This window comes from Rathayibacter sp. Leaf296, assembly GCF_001423045.1.
Lineage (GTDB): Bacteria > Actinomycetota > Actinomycetes > Actinomycetales > Microbacteriaceae > Rathayibacter > Rathayibacter caricis.
The window spans coordinates 786,307-805,893 of the sequence record NZ_LMNR01000002.1 but is presented as its reverse complement, the minus strand read 5'-3'; the positions used below and the strand labels follow the sequence as shown (position 1 = coordinate 805,893).

Below are 19,587 nucleotides of genomic sequence, written 5' to 3'. Positions count from 1 at the left end.
TCGCGAGCTCGAGCGCGGCGGGAGCGGTCGTGCCGGACGATCGGGGCGCGTCGGGGGAGGCGTGCGAGGGCACGTCAGGAGAGGGGAGCGAGGCGGTAGCCGGCGTCCGCGACGGCGGCCGCGATCTCCTCGCGGCCGAGCGGGCGGAGCGAGCCGACGGTGACGGACGAGACGCCCTCGGGCGAGAGCGAGACGTCGACGCCGGTCACCTCGGGGTACGCGGCGAGCTCCTCCGTCACGCTGCGGACGCAGTGCTCGCAGGTCATGCCGGCGACGCCGAAGGTCTGCACGGAGGGTGCGGCCATCGAGGTCGAGGCGCCGTGCGACCCGCCGTGGCCGCCGCAGGCGCAGCCGCCGGTCGAGCCGCAGCCGCATGAGCCGCCGGACGGCGCCTCCGCGGTCGTCTTCGCGGTCAGGCCGAGGTCGAGTCGAGTGGTCATGCCGGTGCTCCTCGTGGTGACGGCGGGTCGGCGCCGTGATGATCGGATACCCCAGGGGGGTACTTCCATCGTAGGTCGGAGCGGGCTCCCGGGCAAGACGCGGGGCGGCGGGGGAGAATCGGGAGGGTCATCGCAACCGGAGGAGGGGACGTGGACGCAGGTGCACCGCCGCCGTGGGGCGCTCCGACCCGGGAGTCGACCCGAGGTCCCGTGCGGGCCGCGCCGCTCCCGCCGCGCACGCGGTTCGAGCCCACCGGGCTGCTCACCTCGCCCGGCGAGCTGCTGCGCCTGCGCGAGACCGTGCGCGCGCGGATCCACCATGCCGATCCCGCCCGCCGGCGCCGGCTCGCCGAGCTGGCCGACGTGGGCGAGGGCTTCACGATCCTGGGCGCCCGCGAGCTCGAGCGCTCGCTGCGCCGGGCCGCCGCCCCCGCCGCCGCGAGGCGCCCCGACCCGGTCTCGGTCGTCGTGCTGGGCTCCGACGGGCCGGCGCTCGCCGCCGAGCGCTCCGACTCGCTCCGGATCGCGCTCTGGGAGGACGTCGTGTCGGTGCAGGTCGCGACGGTCGCCCTCGGCGCCCGGCGGGTGCGCGCCCTCGCCCTGGGAGTGCTCGCCCCGGGCCGCCGTCGCCGGCGCACCGTGCTCGTACCTCTCGTCGTCGCCTCGCCCGGTCCGCTCGGCTGGACCGTCGCCGACGACCGCTCCTTCCTCCGCGCCCACGACCGGCTGCTCGCGGCCCGGCCCGGAGGCGGCCGGTGAGGGCGCGGGTGCCGTACCTGCTCGCCGCCGTGGCGGCCCTGGCGCTCGGTCTCGCCCTGCGCTTCCTCCTGGTCGGGTTGCCGGCCGACCTGGCGGGCGGCGTCCTCTACGTCGTCCTCGTCGCACTCCTGGTGGCGGCGTGCCTCCCGCGACTCGCGGGCGTGCCCGCCGCGGGCATCGCCCTCGCCTGGTCGATCGCGATGGAGCAGCTGCAGGCGATCGGAGTCGCCGCGCGGCTCGTCGAGCAGTGGCCGCCGCTGCGCCTGGTCCTCGGCACGACCTTCGCGTGGCTCGACCTCGTCGCCTACGTGCTCGGCGCGGTGCTCGCGGCGGCGGTCTTCACGGCGCTCGGCCCCCGGAGGCGTCCCGACGTCGACCCGACCCTCGTCTAGGGTGAGCGGGATGGAGGCCCAGCAGAGCACCGTCGAGAACAGCGGCACCGTCGAGCAGAGCGGCCGCGACCGGCACCACCGCGATCGCCGCACCGACCGCCGCATCCCCGAGCCCGTCGACCGCTTCGCCACGGGCGAGGACTTCCCCGAGTACCGGGTCGACCTCGAGCGGATCCGCTTCTCGCCGTACTTCGCGCGGCTCTCCGCCGTCACCCAGGTCATCTCGCCCTCGGGGGTCGGGCAGGTCGTGCACAACCGGCTGACCCACTCCATCAAGGTCACCGCCGTCGCGCGGGCGATCGCCATGCAGCTGACCACCACCGACCCGGGCCAGCGCGACCTGGTCGAGCGGCTCGGCGGCTGCGACCCGGTGGTCGTGCAGGCCGCGGCGAGCGCGCACGACCTGGGGCACCCTCCGTTCGGGCACCTCGGCGAGCAGGCGCTCGACCGCCTGGCGCGCGAGCGGCTCGGGCTCGAGGAGGGCTTCGAGGGCAACGCGCAGTCCTTCCGGATCCTGTCGGAGCTCGACGTCTGCGAGACCGTCGAGGCCGGGCTGAATCTGACCGCCGCCTCCCGCGCCGCGGTCCTGAAGTACCCCTGGGGCAGGACCGTCTGCCGGCCGGACATCGAGTCGGCCGACCCCACCGAGCTGCCGCGCGGCTCGACCGCGAGCCGGTGGGAGACCGCGCCGCCCAAGTTCTCGGCCTACACCCTCGATCTCGACGACCTGCTCGATGCGCGGGGAGTCTTCGAGGCGATCGCTCCGTGGCAGCAGACGCTCGAGTGCTCGGTGATGGACGTCGCCGACGACATCGCCTACTCCCTGCACGACCTCGACGACTTCTACCGGGCCGGAGTGCTCCAGCAGGCCGCGGTCGCCGTCGAGTTCCGCGCGTTCCTCCGCGAGCAGAACGCCCTCGCCGCCCTCGACGCCGGCGAGCTCTGGGCCCGCGCGCCCGGGCACTCGCTCGAGATGCTGCGGCGCCGCCTCGTCGCCCGCGACCCGTGGATCGCCAGCGACGAGCACTTCCGCTCCTCCGTCGAGCGGGTGTCGACCGAGCTCGTGGAGGGACTGCTCGCGGTGCCGTTCGACGGCTCCACCCGCACGGAGCGGGCGATCGAGGCGTTCGTGTCGTCCTGGATCGGCCGCCTGCAGCGCTCGGTGCTGGTGCTCGCCGAGCCGAACGTCCGCTCGGGGCACGTGTCGCTGCTCCCGGACGCCTGGCACGACGTGGCCGTGCTCAAGTTCGTGCACACCCGCTTCGTCATCGACCGCCCCGACTTCGCGACCTACCAGCGCGGGCAGTCCCGAGTGCTCGAGACGCTCGTGACCCACCTCGACGACTGGCTCGACGACCCGCGCGACGGCTCGCGCGCCCCGCAGAAGCTGCTCGACCTCATCGAGCTCGCCACCGACGGGTACTTCCGCCTGCGCGCCGACCGGCCCGAGTGGCTGCCCGCGGGGGAGCGCGGGAGGCCGCGCGTGGATCCGGAGTCGCTGCAGCGGCTGGGCCGCGCCCGCGGCATCGTCGACTACGTCGCCACCCTGACCGACGAGCAGGCGATGGCGCTCGCCGCACGGCTGCGGGGCGACCGCGAGCCGTGGGCCATGGGCACCTGAGCCGTCGCGTCCGGGGAGGTTGACAGCGGACTCCCGGTATGGCCTCGGGCCGCGATCCGCGCGGGGACGGGGGAGAGGCGGGCTGGAGGGGGTTCCCCTCGCACCCAGCCGCCGTCCAGGATTCACGGAGTGAACGAAAGCGTAAAATCATCGCGGCACCTGCCACGATCGACAACTCGACAGGGAGTTCCGTTGGACGGAAACGCAACGACCACGCACCGCAACGTCGCGTTGCTGTCCGTCGCGACCACGATCGCTCCGAACGTCACGACCTCCGAGGAGATCGACGCGCGCCTGGCGCCGGCCCTGAAGCGGCTGCGCCTGCCCACCGGCCTCCTCCAGCGGGTCGCCGGAGTGCACGAGCGCCGCAACTGGGGCGCCGGTCAGACCTTCGACGCCGCGGCGATCGACGCCGGCCGTCGCGCGCTCGAGGAGGCGGGGGTGCGGCCGGATCAGATCGGCCTCATCATCAACACCTCCGTCACCCGCAAGCACCTCGAGCCCTCCGTCGCCGTGCGCCTGCACCACGGCCTCGGCCTGCCGTCGTCGGCGATCAACTTCGACATCGCCAACGCCTGCCTGGGCTTCGTCAGCGGCATGACGCTCGCAGCGCAGCTGATCGACTCGGGCCAGATCCGCTACGCGATGATCATCGACGGCGAGGACGCCGACGAGATCCAGGTCAACACCATCGAGCGCCTGAGCCGCGACGGCGTCTCGCGCAAGGACTTCATGAGCGAGTTCGCCAGCCTCACCCTCGGGTCGGGCGCGGCGGCCGCTATCCTCGGCCCGGCCGACGCGCACCCGAAGGGGCACCGCCTCCTCGGCGGCATCACCCGCGCCGCGACCCAGTTCAACGAGCTCTGCGTCGGCAGCGTCGACGGCATGTTCACCGACGCGAAGGCCCTGCTCAAGGGCGGCATGGAGCTCGTCGTCTCCGCCTGGAAGGAAGCGAAGCGCGACTGGAAGTGGAGCGGCATGGACCGCTACATCATGCATCAGGTGTCCGAGGTGCACACCAGCGCGCTGGTGAAGGCCGTGGGCCTGGACCGCGACCGCGTCCCCACGACGTACGCGACGCTCGGCAACGTCGGCCCCGCCTCCATCCCGATCACCCTCGCGCAGGAGTCGAAGACCCTGCAGCCCGGCCACCGCGTGCTGCTGATGGGCGTGGGCTCGGGCATCAACACCGCGATGCTCGAGATCGCCTGGTGACCCCGACCGCCGGCACCCATCCGGCCGCGCGGATCCGCTCCGCGCTCGGCTCCACCGCGCCGGCGCAGCTGCCGCCGCCCGGGCTGGACGGGCTGGACCCGTCGTGGTCGCGGCTCGTCGACGCTCCGGACGCGCAGGGCGCGACCCGGCGCTGGCACCTGCTCGACACGCTCGACGCCCTCGGGACCGAGCCCGTCGGCACGATCCTCTGCGTGCACGGCAACCCCACCTGGTCCTACCTCTGGCGCCGCCTCGCCGCCGAGACCCTCGAGACCGCACGGAGCGGCGGGCCCGCCTGGCGCGTCGTCGCCGTCGATCAGCTCGAGATGGGCTTCTCGGAGCGCTCCGGCGCGCTGCACACCCTCGCCGACCGTGTCCGCGAGCTGTCGAACCTCACCGACGTGCTGGGCCTCGACCACGACGTCGTCACCCTCGGGCACGACTGGGGCGGAGTCGTCTCGCTCGGCTGGGCCGTCGACCACCCCGATGCGCTCTCGGCCGTGATGCTGCTCAACACCGCGGTGCACCAGCCCGACGGCGAGCCGATCCCCGCGCCGCTGCGCCTGGCCCTCGCGTCGGGGATCCTCGGCGCCTCCACGGTCGGCACCCCGGCGTTCCTCGAGACCACGCTCGCGATCGCGCATCCGGCACTTCCCGCCGCCGTGAAGGAGGGGTACCGCGCCCCCTACCGAGGAGCGGAGCGACGGGGCGGGGTCGGCGGATTCGTCGCCGACATACCGGTGGACGCCGCGCACCCGAGCCACGGCGAGCTGACCCGCATCGCGGCCGGCGTCTCCGGGCTCGCCGTCCCCGCGCTGATGCTCTGGGGCCCGCTCGACCCGATCTTCTCGGACCGCTACCTCGACGACCTCGTCGACCGCCTGCCGCACGCGCAGGTGCACCGCTTCGAGGGCGCCGGCCACCTCGTCGCCGAGGACGTCGACTACGCCCCCGCCGTGCTGACCTGGCTCGGCGACGCCTTCTCCGAGACGGGAGCCGCTCCGGACGTCCGTCGTCCGACGGCGCCGATCGAGCCGCTCTGGCGCCACCTCGAGACGCACGCCGACGACGACGGTCTCGCGCTCGTCGAGATGGCCCCGCCGAGCGGCGACGGTCCGCGGCGCGTCTCCTGGCGCCTGCTCTCGCGCCGGGTGCACGAGCTGGCCGCGGGGCTCCGCGCCTCGGGCGTGCGCCCGGGCGACCGCGTCTCGCTCCTGGTGCCGCCGGGTGCCGACCTCACCGCGCTGCTCTACGCCTGCCTGCGCATCGGAGCCGTCGTGGTCGTCGCCGACGCCGGGCTGGGCCTGAAGGGCCTCACCCGTGCCGTCCGCGGCGCCTGGCCCGATCTCGTGGTCGGCGCGCTCCCCGGACTGACCGTCGCGCGCGCCCTCGGCTGGCCGGGCGGACGCGTGTCGACGCAGACGCTCCCGCGCGCCACCGCGGCGGCCCTCGGCGTCGACTCCTCGATCGGCCAGCTGATCGAGCTGGGCCGCGCCGAGCTCGCCGCCGATCCCGAGATGCTCGCCGAGGCGCCCGCGGCCGACGACGTCGCCGCGATCCTCTTCACCTCGGGCTCGACGGGACCGGCGAAGGGCGTCGTCTACACGCACCGCCAGCTCGCAGGCGTCCGCGACGCCCTCGCGCGCCAGTACGGCATCGGCCCCGGGACCGGACTCGTCGCCGGGTTCGCCCCGTTCGCGCTGCTGGGACCCGCGCTCGGCGCCCGCTCCGCGACTCCCGATATGGAGGTCACCGCGCCGCGCACGCTGACCGCGGCCGCCGTGGCCGCCGCCGCCGCGCAGGTCGAGGCGACCGTCGTGTTCCTCTCGCCCGCGGCGCTCGCGAACGTGGTCGCCACGGCGGAGGAGCTCACCGCCGACGACCGCCGGGTCCTCGCGGAGGTGCGGACCTTCCTCTCGGCCGGCGCGCCCGTGTCCGAGGGCCTGCTCGCGCAGGCGCAGGCGCTGATGCCGAACGCGTCGGCGCGCACCCCCTACGGCATGACCGAGGGACTGCTCCTCACCGACGCGTCGCTCGAGGGCATCCGCGAGGCGGCCACCGACGACGACCCCCGCGGCGGCGTCTGCGTGGGCGTGCCCGCGGCGGGAGTGCGCGTGCGCATCGCTCCGCTCGACGCCGACGGCCGCGCCGCCGACTCATTCGACGAGCTGATCGGCACGACCGGCGAGATCGTGGTCTCGGCCGGTCACGTCGAGGACCACTACGAGCGGCTCTGGTTGACCGACCGGGCCGCCCGCATCGGCGCCGTGCCCGGTGAGCGCTGGCACCGCACCGGCGACGTCGGCCGCGTCGACTCCGACGGGCGGCTGTGGGTCGAGGGCCGTCTGCCGCACGTCGTCGTGACCGCCGAGGGCGTCGTCACTCCCGTCGGCCCCGAGCAGCGGATCGAGGCTCGTGTCGCCGCGGTCGCCCGCGCCGCGGTCGTCGGCGTCGGCCCGCGCGGCACCGCGCAGCTCGTCGCCGTCGTCGAGCGGAGGGACGCGGTCGCGCGCACGCGTCTCGCCGATCCGGAGCTCGCCGCCGCGATCAGGGCGGCGGTCGGCGCTCCCGTCGCGGCCGTCCTGGTCGTGCCGGCGCTGCCCACCGACATCCGGCACAACTCCAAGATCGACCGTGCGGCGCTCTCGCGCTGGGCGGGCGCGATCCTCGCCGGCGGACGGATGACGTCCCCGTGACGGTCCTGGTCACCGGCGCGAGCGGGCTGCTCGGAGGAGCGGTCGCCGCTCTGCTCGCCGCGCAGGGCCACGAGGTCCGCACGTTCCAGCGCCGCCCCTCCGCAGTCGTCGGGGTCGAGGACGCGCGCGGCTCGCTGACCGACCCCCGCGCGGTGGAGGAGGCGCTCGACGGCGTCGACGGAGTCGTCCACCTGGCCGCCAAGGTGTCGCTCGCGGGCGACCCGGGCGACTTCGACCGCGTGAACGTCGACGGCGTGCGCCGCCTCCTCGCCGCCGCCCGGCGGGCCGGAGTGGAGCGCTTCGTGCAGGTGTCGTCGCCGTCGGTGGCCCACGCGGGCTCCTCGATCACGGGGGACGACGCGGAGCCGGCCGACCCCGAGCACGCGCGCGGCGACTACGCCCGCACGAAGGCGCGGGGCGAGCTGCTCGCCCTCGCCGCCGACGCCCCCGGCTTCGCCGTGGTCGCGGTGCGGCCGCACCTGGTGTGGGGTCCCGGTGACACGCAGCTCGTTGCCCGCATCGTCGAGCGGGCGCGCGCCGGGCGCCTGCCGCTGCTGGGCGACGGGCAGGCCCTGATCGACTCGACCTACCTCGACAACGCCGCCTCGGCGATCGTGGCCGCCTTCGACCGGGCTCCCGAGGTGCACGGGCAGGCCTACGTGGTCACCAACGGCGAGCCGCGGCCGGTCGCAGAGCTGCTCGCGGGCATCTGCCGCGCCTCCGGAGTCGAGCCGCCGCGCTGGTCGGTGCCCGCGTCCGTCGCGCGCGTCGCCGGCTCGCTCGTCGAGCGGGTCTGGGCGGTGCGCCCGGGCGAGGACGAGCCTCCGATGACCCGGTTCCTCGCCGAGCAGCTCTCGACCGCGCACTGGTTCGACCAGCGCCGCACCCGCGCCGACCTGCAGTGGACGCCGGCCGTGACGCTCGACGAGGGCCTCGCCCGACTGGCGGACGCGGCCCTCTGACGCCGGGTCCGGTCAGTCCGCGAGGATGAGGTACAGCGCTCGGCGCGCCTCGTCCAGCTTCTCGGAGGCCGCGGCCCGCTGGGCGTCGCTCGCCCCGCGGAACTGCTGGATCACTCCCATCAGCTTGCCGACGTTCTCCATGAACGCGCGGGCGCTGTCGCTCGCGCCGGGAGTCGCCTCCCACGCGGCGGCGAGCTCGTCGGCGTGCTCGCGCACGTAGGTGCCGCCCGCGTCGGTGAGCTGGTACTCGGTGCCGCGGCCCTCGCCGACGGCCGTGATCAGGCCCTCGTCGACGAGCTGCTGGAGGGTGGGGTAGACGGAGCCGGGGCTGGGGCGCCAGGCGTCGCCGGTCTTCTCGGCGATCGCCTTGATCAGGCCGTAGCCGTTCGAGGTCGTCTCGGCGAGGAGGGAGAGGAGGGCCGCGCGGACGTCGCCGCGTCGGGCGCGTCCTCCGCCGCGCCCCGGTCCGCCGAAGGGGCCGCCGAAGCCGGGGCCGAAGCCGAAGCCGGGACCGAAGCCCGGGCCGAAGCCGCGTCCGTGGCCTCCGGGGCCGCGGCGCTCGCGGCGGCCGGGGTGGTCGTGGCCCGAGCGGCCGGAGTCGTGCTGCGCGCCGTCGTGGCGCGGGGAGTCGTGGTCGGGGAAGAAGTTCCTGGGGTGCATGTCTGCTCTGCTCTCGGTCGTGTGGACGCCTTCCGGAATCCGATCGCCCGTCTCGGAGCGAGTGCTCTTCGATCTGTCGGCGATGCGTTAAAGATATATCGCTACTGTTCGGCATGTCAACTGTCGAGAAGTTGACACCCGATAGCCTGGTGCCGATGCGCACCGACGATCCCGACCTCGCCGCCGTCCTCGACTCCACCCTCCTGACCGGGGCCGTGCTCACCGACCGGTCGAGCAACCTCGGCAACCTGCGCAAGCTCGCCGCGCGCGATCCCGCCCACCTCTACGGCGTCGACGTCGCCGAGCACTGGGATCTGCCGGAGCTGCTCGCACTGATGGGCGAGCGCGTCGGCATCAGCACGGACCCCGCGTTCGAGAGCGGGCAGGACCGCATCGACGCGGCGCTCACCGTCGCCCGCCTCGACGCGTACCGCCGCCGCTTCGCCGAATCCGTCCGCCGGGGCGACCTGATCCTCTTCGCCACCGCCCACCCCGCGACCCTGATGGACCTCTACCGGCGGCTGGCGTCGGCCGCGACCGAGGCGGGCGCGCGCGTCCTCGACGTCAACACGCTCCCGTTCGCGGCGGCCGACCGCATCCGCGTGCCGCTCGCCGACGAGCACCAGTTCCTCTGGTGCACCGGCGGCGTCACCTGCGTCTACCGCGGCGGCAGCCTGATGCACACGCACTCGCCCGAGCCGATGAACGCGCTGCTCGACCGGCTCGACGCCCTCGGCATCCGCCCCGACCTCGTCGTCGCCGATCACGGCTGGGCGGGCGCCGCCGGCCGCCGGGGCCTGTCGACGATCGCGATCGCCGACTGCAACGACCCCGCGGTGTTCGTGGCCGAGGCGCAGGGCTCGATCGAGGTCGTCGTCCCGATCGACGACGGACTCGCCGTCCACCTCTACGAGCCCGTCCTCCGCTACGTCCTGGCAGCCCTCTCCGAGCCCCGTCACGGTTCCGACTCGTAGACTCGTCACCTTCCCCACTTCTTCTGCAGTCGGAGCATCCGTGACCCAGCCCCAGGACGGCGTCCTCCCGCGCTTCGCCGTCGGCGTCGACATCGGCGGAACGTCGATCAAGGCGTCCCTCGTCGACGTGACCACCGGAGAGAGGGCCGCCCGCCGCTTCGCCGTCGCCAACCCGCTGGGCAAGGAGCCCGAGGACTTCGCCGCCGCGATCGCGGGCATCGTCCGCGACGTCTCGCCGATCGCGGGGACGCCCGTCGGAGTCGGCTTCCCCGGCATCGTCCGCGGCGGCGTCGTCCGCCAGACCACGCACGTCTCGCAGCGCTGGGTCGGCCTCGACGCCCAGGCCCTGCTGTCCGAGGCGACCGGGGTCGACGTGGTCGTCGTGAACGACGCCGACGCGGCCGGAGTCGCCGAGCGCGAGTTCGGCGCGATGCGCGACCGCGAGGGCCTGCTCCTGCTCACCACCCTCGGCACGGGCATCGGCACGGCGCTGGTGCACGAGGGCGTCGTGATCCCCAACTCCGAGCTCGGCCACGTGCACATCGACGGTCCCGACTTCGAGCCGCGCGTGGGTTTCTCGGCCGTCCGCCGCGAGGGCATCACCCTCGAGGAGTGGGCGGGCCGCCTCAGCGTCTACTACCGCCACCTCGAGATGCTGCTCTCGCCGCAGCTGTTCGTGATCGGAGGCGCGGCCGCGCACGTCTTCGACGAGTTCGCCGGATTCCTCGACATCGGCACCGAGATCGTCCCGGCCCGCTTCGGCAACGACGCGGGCTTCACCGGCGCCGCCATGGTCGCGGTCTCGCCCGACCGGCTCGCCCCCTGGTACCGCTCGACCAGCGGCGCCCGCCTCGATCCGGGCACGGTGCCGGTCGTCGACTAGCCGGACGACCTAGCGGATCAGCCCGCGGTACAGCGCGTCGAGCTGCCCGGCCGCCGCGCCCCAGCTGTGCGACGCCGCCCAGGCGACGCCGCCGCGGCCCAGCCGCTCCCGCTCGTCGGGGTCGGCCAGCAGCTCGCGGATCCGCTCGGCCCACTCGCCCGGGTCGGCGGAGTCGATCAGCACGCCGCTCCCCGCGTCGCGCACCGCGTCGACCAGCCCGGTCGTCCGGCGGGCGAGCACGGGCGTCCCCGACGCCGCGGCCTCGAGCGCGATGAGCCCGAACGTCTCGGCGGCCGACGGCACCAGGGCCAGCCGGGCGCGCCGGAGCCGCTCCGCCACCCCGTCGCGGTCGGCCACTCCGTCGAAGCGGACGCTCGCGGCGACGCCCAGCTCGCGGGCAGCCTCCTGCACCTGCGCCAGGTACCCCTCGCGGCCGGGCGCGGGCCCGCCGACGATCCGGAGGAGGGGCCGCTCGCCGACCGGGATCCGGGCCAGCGCCTGCACCGCGAGCAGCTGCCCCTTGAGGGGCTGGACCCGGCCGACGAGCACGATCTCGTCGGCGCGCTCGCCGTCCCCGGGCCGGAACCGCGGATCGACCCCCGGAGGCACGACGACGACGCGCGACGGATCGACGCCGTAGCCGCCCTCGACGTCCGCCCGCTCGGCCGCACCCGCGACCACCACGGCGTCGGCCGAGGCGAGCACGGAGCGCTCGGCCTCGATCCGCTCGGGGGGCTCGGGGGAGTCACCGGGGGCGAGGCGCGCGTTCTTCGCCAGCGAGCTCGAGTGCATCGAGTGCACGTGCGGCAGCCCGGTCAGCGCTCCCGCCAGTCCCGAGACCCAGTAGTGCGAGTGCACCACGTCCGCACCCGCCGCGGCCCGCGCGAACACGGGAGCGGCCTCCGCCAGCGCGTACTTGTCGCCCGCCCCGACCGGCACGCCCACGACCTCCACGCCGGGAGCGAGCGGGCCCGACTCCTCGCCGCGGGTCAGCACCACCACGTCCCAGCCCCGCAGGGCGAGCTCCGGCAGCACCGCCGCGAGGTACACGTTCATCCCGCCGGCGTCCCCCGTCGACGGCTGCTCGAGGGGGGAGGTGTGCGCCGAGACGACGGCCAGACGGGGCATCCGACCATCGTAGGCAGGCTCCGCGCCTCCACGGATCCCGGCCCGCGGCTCGCAGCGGCTCCGGAATCGGGTTGAATGGACGGATGCGCTCCGATCGGAGCGCGGAGAGCGTGAGGTCCATGGCCCGCCGGAGTCCTTCGAGCGACGCGCAGCCCTCGGCCGCGCCCGCCCCGCAGGAGACCGTCGAGGCCCCGGAGACCGCCGCGCAGGAGCCGTTCTCCGAGCAGGACATCCGTGCTCTCGTCGGCACCGCCGCGTTCGAGAAGGGCACCGTCTACGCCGACGAGGGCCGGGTCGGCGAGCTGCAGTGGTTCGGCGGCCGCACCCGCCTCTTCGGCCAGGTCCGCGGATCCGGGCGCTCGCCCTACGCCGTCAGCGTGCAGCTGCGCGAGGACGCCGGCCGCTCGATCCTCCTCGGCGGCGCCTGCAGCTGCCCCGTCAAGCACGAGTGCAAGCACGTCGCCGCGGTGCTCGTCGAGGCCCTGCGCCGCGAGCGCGAGGGCGGCCTCGCCGGCCCCTTCGCGGGCGAGACCGGCGCCGACGCGGTCCCGGAGTGGCGCAGCGCGCTGGCACCGCTGCTCGCGGGCATGGAGCGGTCGCGCTCCGGCATCCCGCTCGGCCTGCAGTTCGAGCTCCTCCCCGGCGAGCCCGTGCGGCGCCCGCCCGGCCGCTACAACAGCTACCGGCCGCCGCCCGAGCCGCGCCCGCGACTGGGCGTGCGCCCGGTGCGGATGGGCGACCGCGACCGCTGGGTCCGCACCGGCACCAGCTGGCGCGACCTCGGCTACCTGCACTACAGCCACGACTACGACGAGCGCCAGATCGACGTCGTCCGCGAGATCCAGGGGCTGCTCTCGGGGCACAGTGCGTCGAGCTACTACTCGCCCGACACCTGGCTCTACCTCGACGGCTGCCGGAGCGAGGCCATCTGGGCCGCTCTGCACGGCGCGGTCCGCGCGGGCATCGGCCTGGTCATGGGCGACCGCGATCAGACCCCGCTGCGGATCCTCGACACCACCGCGACCGCCTCCATCGACGTCACCCGCACGTCGACCGGCCTCGAGCTGCGCTCGCTCGTCGCGATCGGCGACAGCCCGGCGCCCGAGGAGTTCGGTTTCATCGGCGACCCCGCGGTCGGCCTCTACCTCTGGGAGCCCGGCGACGAGCTGCGGGCGCGCCCCGTCACCCTCGTGCCGTTCGCGGCTCCGCTGCTCTCCTCCGCCCGCACGTTCCTCTGGAGCCGCGAGCCCATCCGCATCCCGGCGCAGGAGGAGGCGGCGTTCCTCACCGAGCACTACCAGCGCCTGCACCGCCTGTTCGCGATCGTCTCGCGCGACGACTCCTTCGAGGCGCCCGCGGTGCCCGAGCCGCGCCTCGGCCTGACGCTCGAGCACACCGACGGCGCGGGCCTGCGCGGCTCGTGGTGGTGGCGCTACGGCGTCGAGGGCGCCCGCGGCGGCGACGCCGAGCGCCTGCCGCTGCGGCTGGACGACGAGACCGGCTACCGCGATCCCGAGGCGGAGCAGCGGATCCTCGACTCGCTCGGTGCGGCCGGCATCGACCCCGAGGCGACTCCCGCCCTCGTCTCGCCCTCGAGCAGACGGCTGCGCCCGACCTTCGACCTGCGCGGCATGGCCACCGTGGGCTTCCTCACCGGCGAGGTGGAGCGCCTCCGCGAGCTCGGCACGGTCGAGATCGAGGAGATCGGCGAGCGCGTCGAGTACCGCGAGGCCGAGACCGCGCCCGTCGTCGCCGTGCAGACGGTGGCCCAGCCCGACAGCCGCGACTGGTTCAACCTCGAGATCTCGGTCACCGTCAACGACGAGGCCGTGCCGCTCGCCGAGATCTTCCTCGCCCTGGCCCGCGGCGACGAATACATGGTGCTGCCCAGCGGCGTGTACTTCGCCCTCGACGACGAGCGCTTCGGCCGGCTGCGCGAGCTGATCGCCGAGGCGCGCGAGCTCTCGGACGACCCGGGCGAGACCCTCCGCATCAGCCGCTTCCAGTCGTCGCTGTGGGACGAGCTCGTCGAGCTCGGCGTCGTCGAGGCGCAGGCCGCCGCGTGGCGCCGCGCTGTCGAGGGCCTCTCGGGCTTCACCGCCACGGGCGCGCTCGAGTCGCGGCCCCTGCCCGACGGCTTCCAGGTCGAGCTCCGGCCGTACCAGCAGCTCGGCTACGACTGGCTGTCGTTCCTCTACGACAACCAGCTCGGCGGCGTCCTCGCCGACGACATGGGCCTGGGCAAGACCGTGCAGTCGCTCGCCCTCGTCGCCCGCGCGATGCAGGAGCAGCGGGCCGCCGCGGGCGACGCGGGCACCTCCCCGCGCCCGTTCCTGGTCGTCGCGCCGACGAGCGTCGTGCCCAACTGGGTCGGCGAGGCGAAGCGGTTCGCGCCGGGGCTCACGGTCGTCGGCATCGACGAGACGTCGAAGAAGAAGCGCCGCGCCCTCACGAGCACGATCGGCGAGGCCGAGCTCGTCGTCACCTCCTACGCCCTCTTCCGCCTCGACTACGAGTCCTACGCGGGCATCCAGTGGGCCGGCCTCATGCTCGACGAGGCGCAGTTCGTGAAGAACCGGCAGTCGGCGACGCACCAGCTCGCCCGCCGCCTCGACGTGCCGTTCAAGCTCGCCATCACGGGCACGCCGATGGAGAACAACGTGATGGAGCTGTGGTCGCTGCTCTCCATCGTGGCTCCGGGCCTCTTCCCCTCGCCGGCCGGCTTCGCCGAGTACTACCAGAAGCCGATCGAGCGGGAGGCCGACACCGAGCGCCTCACGCAGCTGCGCCGCCGCATCCGCCCGCTGATGCTGCGCCGCACGAAGGAGCTCGTCGCCACGGAGCTGCCGCCCAAGCAGGAGCAGACCATCGAGGTCGAGCTCGGCGCGCGGCAGCGGAAGGTCTACGACACCTACCTCGCCCGGGAGCGGCAGCGCGTGCTCGGCCTGATCGGCGACTTCGAGAAGAACCGCTTCGCGATCTTCCGGGCGCTCACCGTGCTCCGCCAGGTCGCGCTCGACGCCGCACTGGTCGACGAGGCGCACGCCACGGTGCCCTCGACCAAGCTCGACCTGCTCGACGAGCTGCTCGCCGACGCGCTCTCCGAGGGCCACCGCGTGCTGGTCTTCAGCCAGTTCACCCGCTTCCTCGGCCGCGTGCGCGACCGTCTCGACGGGGCGGGCATCGAGTACGCCTACCTCGATGGAGCGACGAAGAAGCGCGACGAGGTCATCGACCGCTTCCGCTCGGGCGAGGCGGGCGTGTTCCTCATCTCGCTGAAGGCGGGCGGCTTCGGCCTCAACCTCACCGAGGCCGACTACTGCATCCTGCTCGACCCGTGGTGGAACCCCGCGACGGAGTCGCAGGCCGTCGACCGCGCGCACCGCATCGGCCAGACCCGCTCGGTCATGGTCTACCGCCTCGTCGCGAAGGACACGATCGAGGAGAAGGTCATGGCGCTCAAGGAGGCCAAGGCCGCCCTGTTCGCCGCGGTCATGTCGGACGACGGAGCGGCGTCGGCCGGCGGCATCACGGCCGAGGACGTGCGGGAGCTGCTGGGCTGACCCGCGCGGTCGTCAGCGCTGCCCGCGGGCGTCAGCGCGAGGCCTGCTCCGCGGCCTCGCGCGCGGTGCGGACCGCGTGCACGACGTCGGCCGCGCGGCGACCGACCGCGGTGGCGGCGCGGAGCGACGGCGCGCGGTGCGGGTGACCGAGGCGCTGAGCGGCGGTGCAGGGCAGGCAGAACGCGCCGGTGACCGCCGCGTCGATGCGATCGAGGCCGCCGTCGTCCCTCCCGAAGACCAGCTCGCGGCCCTCGCGGGCCAGCGACTCGGACAGCTCGGCCTCGCCGATCGGGAGGCGGAGCGCCCAGAGCAGCGTCGCGGCGGCGATCCGGCCGGGCAGCGGGCGCCCGAGACGCGAGGCGGCGAGCTCGCCGAAGAAGTCGGCGTGTCGCTCGAGGATCCCCGTGACGGCCTCCGCGAGGCGCTCCATCTCGGGGTGCAGCGAGAGCCGTGCGAGGCGGCGGTAGGCGTGCAGCGCGATGTGGGAGTCGACCGCGAGCACGAGCGCGACCGGTCCGGGCAGGAGCCGCGCGACGCGGGCGCGCAGGGCCGAGGGAGCGGCGACCGGCTCCGGAGGCGCCGTCTCGACGCCGCGGATGCGCGGCGAGGCGGTCAGCACGTCGCCGAGCGCGTCGGCGATGCGGTGCCGCTCGACGGCCCAGGCGCTCGCGAAGCCGCGGACCCGGGCGTCCGGGTGCGTCCGGGCGACGGGCAGGACGCGCGCGATCACGGCGTGCTCGAGCGCGCGGAGGTAGGCGGTCGCGACGATCGCCTCGCGGTCGAGCGGGACGTCCTCGAACTCCCGGATCGAGAAGTCCTCACGCAGACTGCCGTGGGCGCTCCTGCTGTAGCTCTCGACGTCGAACGGCTCCGCGATGCCCATGACCCCGCCTCTCCTGCCGACGGCGTCGACGCTACCCCTCATCCTCCGCCGCTCGCTCGACGGGATCCTGGGAAACGACGGAACGGGCGGCGCCGGGCGCGAGTCGGGTCGCGGGCGCGCGTCCTGGAAGACTGGTGCGGCGCGCCGACCGGTGCGGGATCGGGGACCGGATGAACGCGCGTCTGCCGGCGATCGGCGCCGTGGTCCTCGCCGCCGTCTGCTTCGGCACCACCGGCACCGCTCAGGCCCTGGGAGCGGGCGGCGTCGATCCGCTCCTCCTCGGAGCCGCGCGCATCGTCCTCGGCGGCGCGCTGCTCGCCCTGCTCCTCGGCGTCGAGACCGTCCGGTCGCGCCGCGTCGCGCGCCCCTCCGCAGCGGTGCTCGTCCTCGTGCTGCTCGGGGCCGGGGGAGTCGCGGCCTACCAGCCCGCCTTCTTCACCGGCACGGCCGAGAACGGAGTGGCCGTCGGCACGATCGTGGCGCTGGGCTCGGCGCCGGCGTTCACCGGGCTGCTCGAGTGGCTCGTGCTGCGCACCGCGCCCAGCGCACGCTGGTTCGCGTCGACGGCGCTCGCGGCGGTCGGCGTGGTGCTGCTCGCCGGACTCGTCACGGGCGGCGGATCCGCGGGCGTCTCCGTGCCGGGGCTGCTCGGCTCCGCCGGCGCGGGCGCCTCCTACGCCCTCTACGCCGTCTGCGGCAAGCTGCTGCTCGAGCGCGGGTTCACGCCCGCGGCGGCGATGGGGTCGCAATTCGGGGTCGCCGCGCTGCTCTCGCTGCCGGTGCTGCTCGCGCGCGATGCGAGCAGGCTGGGCCCGGCGCTCCCCGCCGTCCTCTGGCTCGGCGTCGTGACGGTGGCGATCGCCTACACCTTCTTCGCGCGGGGCCTCCGGGTCCTGCCCGCCGCGACCGTGTCGACCCTGACCCTCGTCGAGCCCGCGACGGCGACCCTCCTGGGCGTCGCGCTGCTCGGCGAGCTCCTCACGCCCGACGCGGTCGTCGGAGTGGCGGTGCTCGTCGCCGCCGTGCTCCTGCTGGCCATGCCCGGCCGCCGTCGCGCAGGCGCGAGTTCCCTGCCGGCGGCGGGCGCCGGCGAGTAGCGTCCGCTCAGACCGCGGGCCCGGCCGGCGGCGCCGGGGGAGCGGCCGGATCGGGCGGCGGGGTCCCCGTGCTGATCCGGATCCCGATCACCGAGCCCTTCACCGCGCTCGACCCCGCCGGAGGGTCGGTGCCCACCACCGTGCTCAGCGGCAGAGCGGAGTCGACCTGCGAGGTCGCTCCGACCGTGAACCCGGCCTCGGTGAGCACGCGCGTCGCGCTCTCGAGGCTCCGGCCCGCCACGTCCGGCACGGCGACCTGCGGGGCGGTGATCATGTCCGGATCGGCCTGACCGAAGTCGGAGCCGCCGTACCGCGAGTCGATCGCGGTCATCAGCGGCTTCCACACCCGGTGGCGTGCTCCGGCAGCGGGTCCGCTGTCGAACGAGACGGAGTCGAGATCGATCCGGCTGCCGTCGTCGCGGGCCGAGATGCTGCCGACCCAGACGGCGAGCGACGTCGTGGTGGACGAGCCGAGCGTCCAGGTGTCGGCCGCGTTGTCCGTGGTGCCGGTCTTGGTGATGTGCGGGACGCCGTCGCGGGGATCGGCGACCACACCGGTGCCCCTCGCCGTCACGTCGAGCATCGCGTACTGCATCCCGCGCGCGACGTCGGTCGGGACCGACCGGGTGCAGGAGGGGGCGACGGGCTCGATCTCCTCGCCGTCGGGGCCGGTGATCGACTCGATCACGACCGGGGTGCAGGTGGTGCCGTCGTTCGCGATTCCCGCGTAGGCGACGGCCATCGAGAGCGGCGCGATCTCGTTCGTCCCGAGGACCGAGGCGGCGCTCTGGCTGAGCGGGTTCCCGTCGGCGCGGTGGATGCCGAACGCCTCCGCCGTCTTCCGGATCTCGCAGAGGTCGAGCAGGTGGGCCATGCCGGTGAAGCCGGTGTTGAGCGAGTAGACCGTCGAGTCCAGAGCGGTCCCGGTGTCGGAGTAGCCGCCGTCCCCGGCGTTCTTGGGGTTGTAGGAGGCGTAGTCCTGGGTGCCGTTGCAGCTGTCGGTGAAACCGGTCCAGTTCTTCTGCTTCGCATCGAACTGCTCGAGCAGGGTGTGCCCGGTGTCGAGCCAGTTCGCCAGCGTGAACACCTTGTACGCCGAGCCCGTCTGGAAGCCGTTGCCGCCGCCGGCCGACGCGTCGACGTTGAGGTTGATCGCCGAGTACTCGGGACCGCTGGCGATCACCTCCGGATCCTGGCTGTAGCGCTTGTTCTGGACCATCGAGAGGACCTTGCCGGTGCCCGCCTGGACGGCGACCGCCGTCGCTCCGACGTCGAAGCGGGGGTCGGAGGAGGGGACCTGCGCGTCGAGCAGCTCCTGCGCCGTCGCCTGCAGGTCGAGGTCGATGGTCGTGTAGACCTTCAGCCCGCCGCGCTTCACGGCCGCGTAGCGCTCGTCGTCCGTGTCGCCGAGCGCGGGGTCGTCGCGGAGCATGTGCGACACGTAGTCGCAGAAGTAGGCGGCGCTGCCGGCGGTCCGGCAGCCCGTGGACGGCGGAGTGATCGTCGGCGCGATCGGAGCGGCCACCGCGGCGTCGTGCTCGGCGGTGCCGATGCTGCCGTACTCGAGCATCCGGTCGAGGATGTAGTCGCGGCGGCTCGTGGTCTGCGCGTAGCCGTTCGCCTCCCCGTTGGCGGGGTCGTCGGGACGGTCGAAGCGGAACTTCTCGGGGTTGTTCACGATCGCGAGCAGGGCTGCCGACTGGGCGACCGTGAGGTCGGCGGCGCTGACGTCGTAGTAGTAGTTCGCGGCGGCCTCGATGCCGTAGACGGTGCCTCCGAAGAGGGCGATGTTGAGGTAGCCGAGGAGGATGTCGTCCTTCGAGTACTCCTTCTCGAGACCGATCGCGAGGCGGATCTCCTTGAGCTTGCGCTCGGGCGTCGTGGCGGTCGCCTCGGCGTAGGCGGCCTCGCGCCGCTCCTCGTCGCCGATCGACTCCGCCTGCTGCACGAGCACGTTCTTCACGTACTGCTGCGTGATCGAGGAGCCGCCCTGCGTGTCGCGGTCCAGGATGTACGTGCTCGCGATCGCGCGCAGAGTGCCGGGCACGTCGATCCCGCCGTGGTCGAAGAACCGGGGGTCCTCGCTGGCCACGACCGCGTCCTCGACCGGCTGCGCGATCTGGTCGGCCGAGACCTCGATGCGGTTCTGGTCGTAGAAGGACGCGAGGAGCGTCGGGTCCTCGGGGTCGCCCGCGTAGACGTCCGTCTTCTGCATCAGCGCGCCGATCTCGAGGGAGCTCGGGAGCGACTGGAACGCCGAGATCGTGCTCGAGGTCGCAGCGCCCGTCAGAGCGACCGCCGGCGCGACCACGAG

At 74.3% G+C, this 19,587-nt stretch carries 15 protein-coding genes; 10 read left to right on the top strand and 5 right to left on the bottom strand.

Going from position 1 to position 19,587, the window contains the following annotated elements:
• Window positions 1–74 precede the first annotated feature (74 nt).
• A complete protein-coding gene (locus ASF46_RS19780; RefSeq protein WP_235576955.1) occupies window positions 75–440 on the bottom strand; it encodes a heavy-metal-associated domain-containing protein in 366 nt (121 codons plus the stop codon).
• 150 nt (window positions 441–590) lie between these two features.
• Between ASF46_RS19780 and ASF46_RS19460 the strand changes: the two genes are divergently transcribed.
• From ASF46_RS19460 to ASF46_RS13965, 6 genes are all read left to right on the top strand, one after another.
• On the top strand, window positions 591–1,199 hold the full coding sequence (locus ASF46_RS19460; protein ID WP_056868124.1) for a hypothetical protein: 609 nt from the start codon (window positions 591–593) through the stop codon (window positions 1,197–1,199).
• Window positions 1,196–1,591 (top strand): DUF2809 domain-containing protein, encoded by a 396-nt coding sequence (locus ASF46_RS19455; protein WP_107573473.1) that lies wholly within the window; start codon window positions 1,196–1,198, stop codon window positions 1,589–1,591. The genes ASF46_RS19460 and ASF46_RS19455 overlap by 4 nt, the downstream gene beginning before the upstream one ends.
• 10 nt (window positions 1,592–1,601) lie before the next feature.
• The gene (locus ASF46_RS13980) at window positions 1,602–3,212 is read left to right on the top strand and encodes a deoxyguanosinetriphosphate triphosphohydrolase family protein (RefSeq protein ID WP_056868605.1); all 1,611 of its coding nucleotides are present in this window, start codon (window positions 1,602–1,604) and stop codon (window positions 3,210–3,212) included.
• A gap of 192 nt (window positions 3,213–3,404) precedes the next feature.
• Window positions 3,405–4,427 (top strand): 3-oxoacyl-ACP synthase III, encoded by a 1,023-nt coding sequence (locus ASF46_RS13975; protein ID WP_055790347.1) that lies wholly within the window; start codon window positions 3,405–3,407, stop codon window positions 4,425–4,427.
• The gene (locus ASF46_RS13970) at window positions 4,424–7,123 is read left to right on the top strand and encodes an alpha/beta fold hydrolase (RefSeq protein WP_416351496.1); all 2,700 of its coding nucleotides are present in this window, start codon (window positions 4,424–4,426) and stop codon (window positions 7,121–7,123) included. The genes ASF46_RS13975 and ASF46_RS13970 overlap by 4 nt, the downstream gene beginning before the upstream one ends.
• On the top strand, window positions 7,120–8,085 hold the full coding sequence (locus ASF46_RS13965; protein ID WP_056868122.1) for an NAD-dependent epimerase/dehydratase family protein: 966 nt from the start codon (window positions 7,120–7,122) through the stop codon (window positions 8,083–8,085). The genes ASF46_RS13970 and ASF46_RS13965 overlap by 4 nt, the downstream gene beginning before the upstream one ends.
• 12 nt (window positions 8,086–8,097) lie before the next feature.
• Here the strand turns inward: ASF46_RS13965 and ASF46_RS13960 are convergent, their stop codons facing one another.
• Window positions 8,098–8,745: a PadR family transcriptional regulator gene (locus ASF46_RS13960; RefSeq protein ID WP_056868121.1), complete on the bottom strand. Its 648-nt coding sequence runs from the start codon at window positions 8,743–8,745 to the stop codon at window positions 8,098–8,100.
• 155 nt (window positions 8,746–8,900) lie between these two features.
• On the opposite strand from ASF46_RS13960, the gene ASF46_RS13955 reads away from it, so the two are divergent.
• A complete protein-coding gene (locus tag ASF46_RS13955; protein WP_082485603.1) occupies window positions 8,901–9,719 on the top strand; it encodes a phosphatase in 819 nt (272 codons plus the stop codon).
• Between the two features lie 40 nt (window positions 9,720–9,759).
• Window positions 9,760–10,602, top strand: a complete 843-nt coding sequence (locus ASF46_RS13950; protein ID WP_056868119.1) for an ROK family protein — start codon at window positions 9,760–9,762, stop codon at window positions 10,600–10,602.
• A gap of 9 nt (window positions 10,603–10,611) precedes the next feature.
• On the opposite strand, the gene ASF46_RS13945 is transcribed toward ASF46_RS13950, so the two are convergent.
• Window positions 10,612–11,730, bottom strand: a complete 1,119-nt coding sequence (locus ASF46_RS13945) for a glycosyltransferase (protein ID WP_056868118.1) — start codon at window positions 11,728–11,730, stop codon at window positions 10,612–10,614.
• 119 nt (window positions 11,731–11,849) lie between these two features.
• Here ASF46_RS13945 and ASF46_RS13940 point away from each other — a divergent pair, with 119 nt between their 5' ends.
• Window positions 11,850–15,293 carry a DEAD/DEAH box helicase gene (locus ASF46_RS13940; protein ID WP_056868117.1) on the top strand — a complete coding sequence of 1,148 codons (3,444 nt, stop codon included), beginning with the start codon at window positions 11,850–11,852 and terminating at the stop codon, window positions 15,291–15,293.
• A gap of 31 nt (window positions 15,294–15,324) precedes the next feature.
• Here ASF46_RS13940 and ASF46_RS13935 read toward each other — a convergent pair whose 3' ends face one another.
• Complete coding sequence (locus tag ASF46_RS13935) at window positions 15,325–16,176, bottom strand: hypothetical protein (protein WP_056868116.1); 852 nt, start codon at window positions 16,174–16,176, stop codon at window positions 15,325–15,327.
• Window positions 16,177–16,346: 170 nt separating this feature from the next.
• Here ASF46_RS13935 and ASF46_RS13930 point away from each other — a divergent pair, with 170 nt between their 5' ends.
• Window positions 16,347–17,273 (top strand): DMT family transporter, encoded by a 927-nt coding sequence (locus ASF46_RS13930; protein WP_056868603.1) that lies wholly within the window; start codon window positions 16,347–16,349, stop codon window positions 17,271–17,273.
• A gap of 7 nt (window positions 17,274–17,280) precedes the next feature.
• On the opposite strand, the gene ASF46_RS13925 is transcribed toward ASF46_RS13930, so the two are convergent.
• Window positions 17,281–19,584: a penicillin-binding protein gene (locus ASF46_RS13925; RefSeq protein ID WP_056868115.1), complete on the bottom strand. Its 2,304-nt coding sequence runs from the start codon at window positions 19,582–19,584 to the stop codon at window positions 17,281–17,283.
• Between the last annotated feature and the right edge of the window lie 3 nt (window positions 19,585–19,587).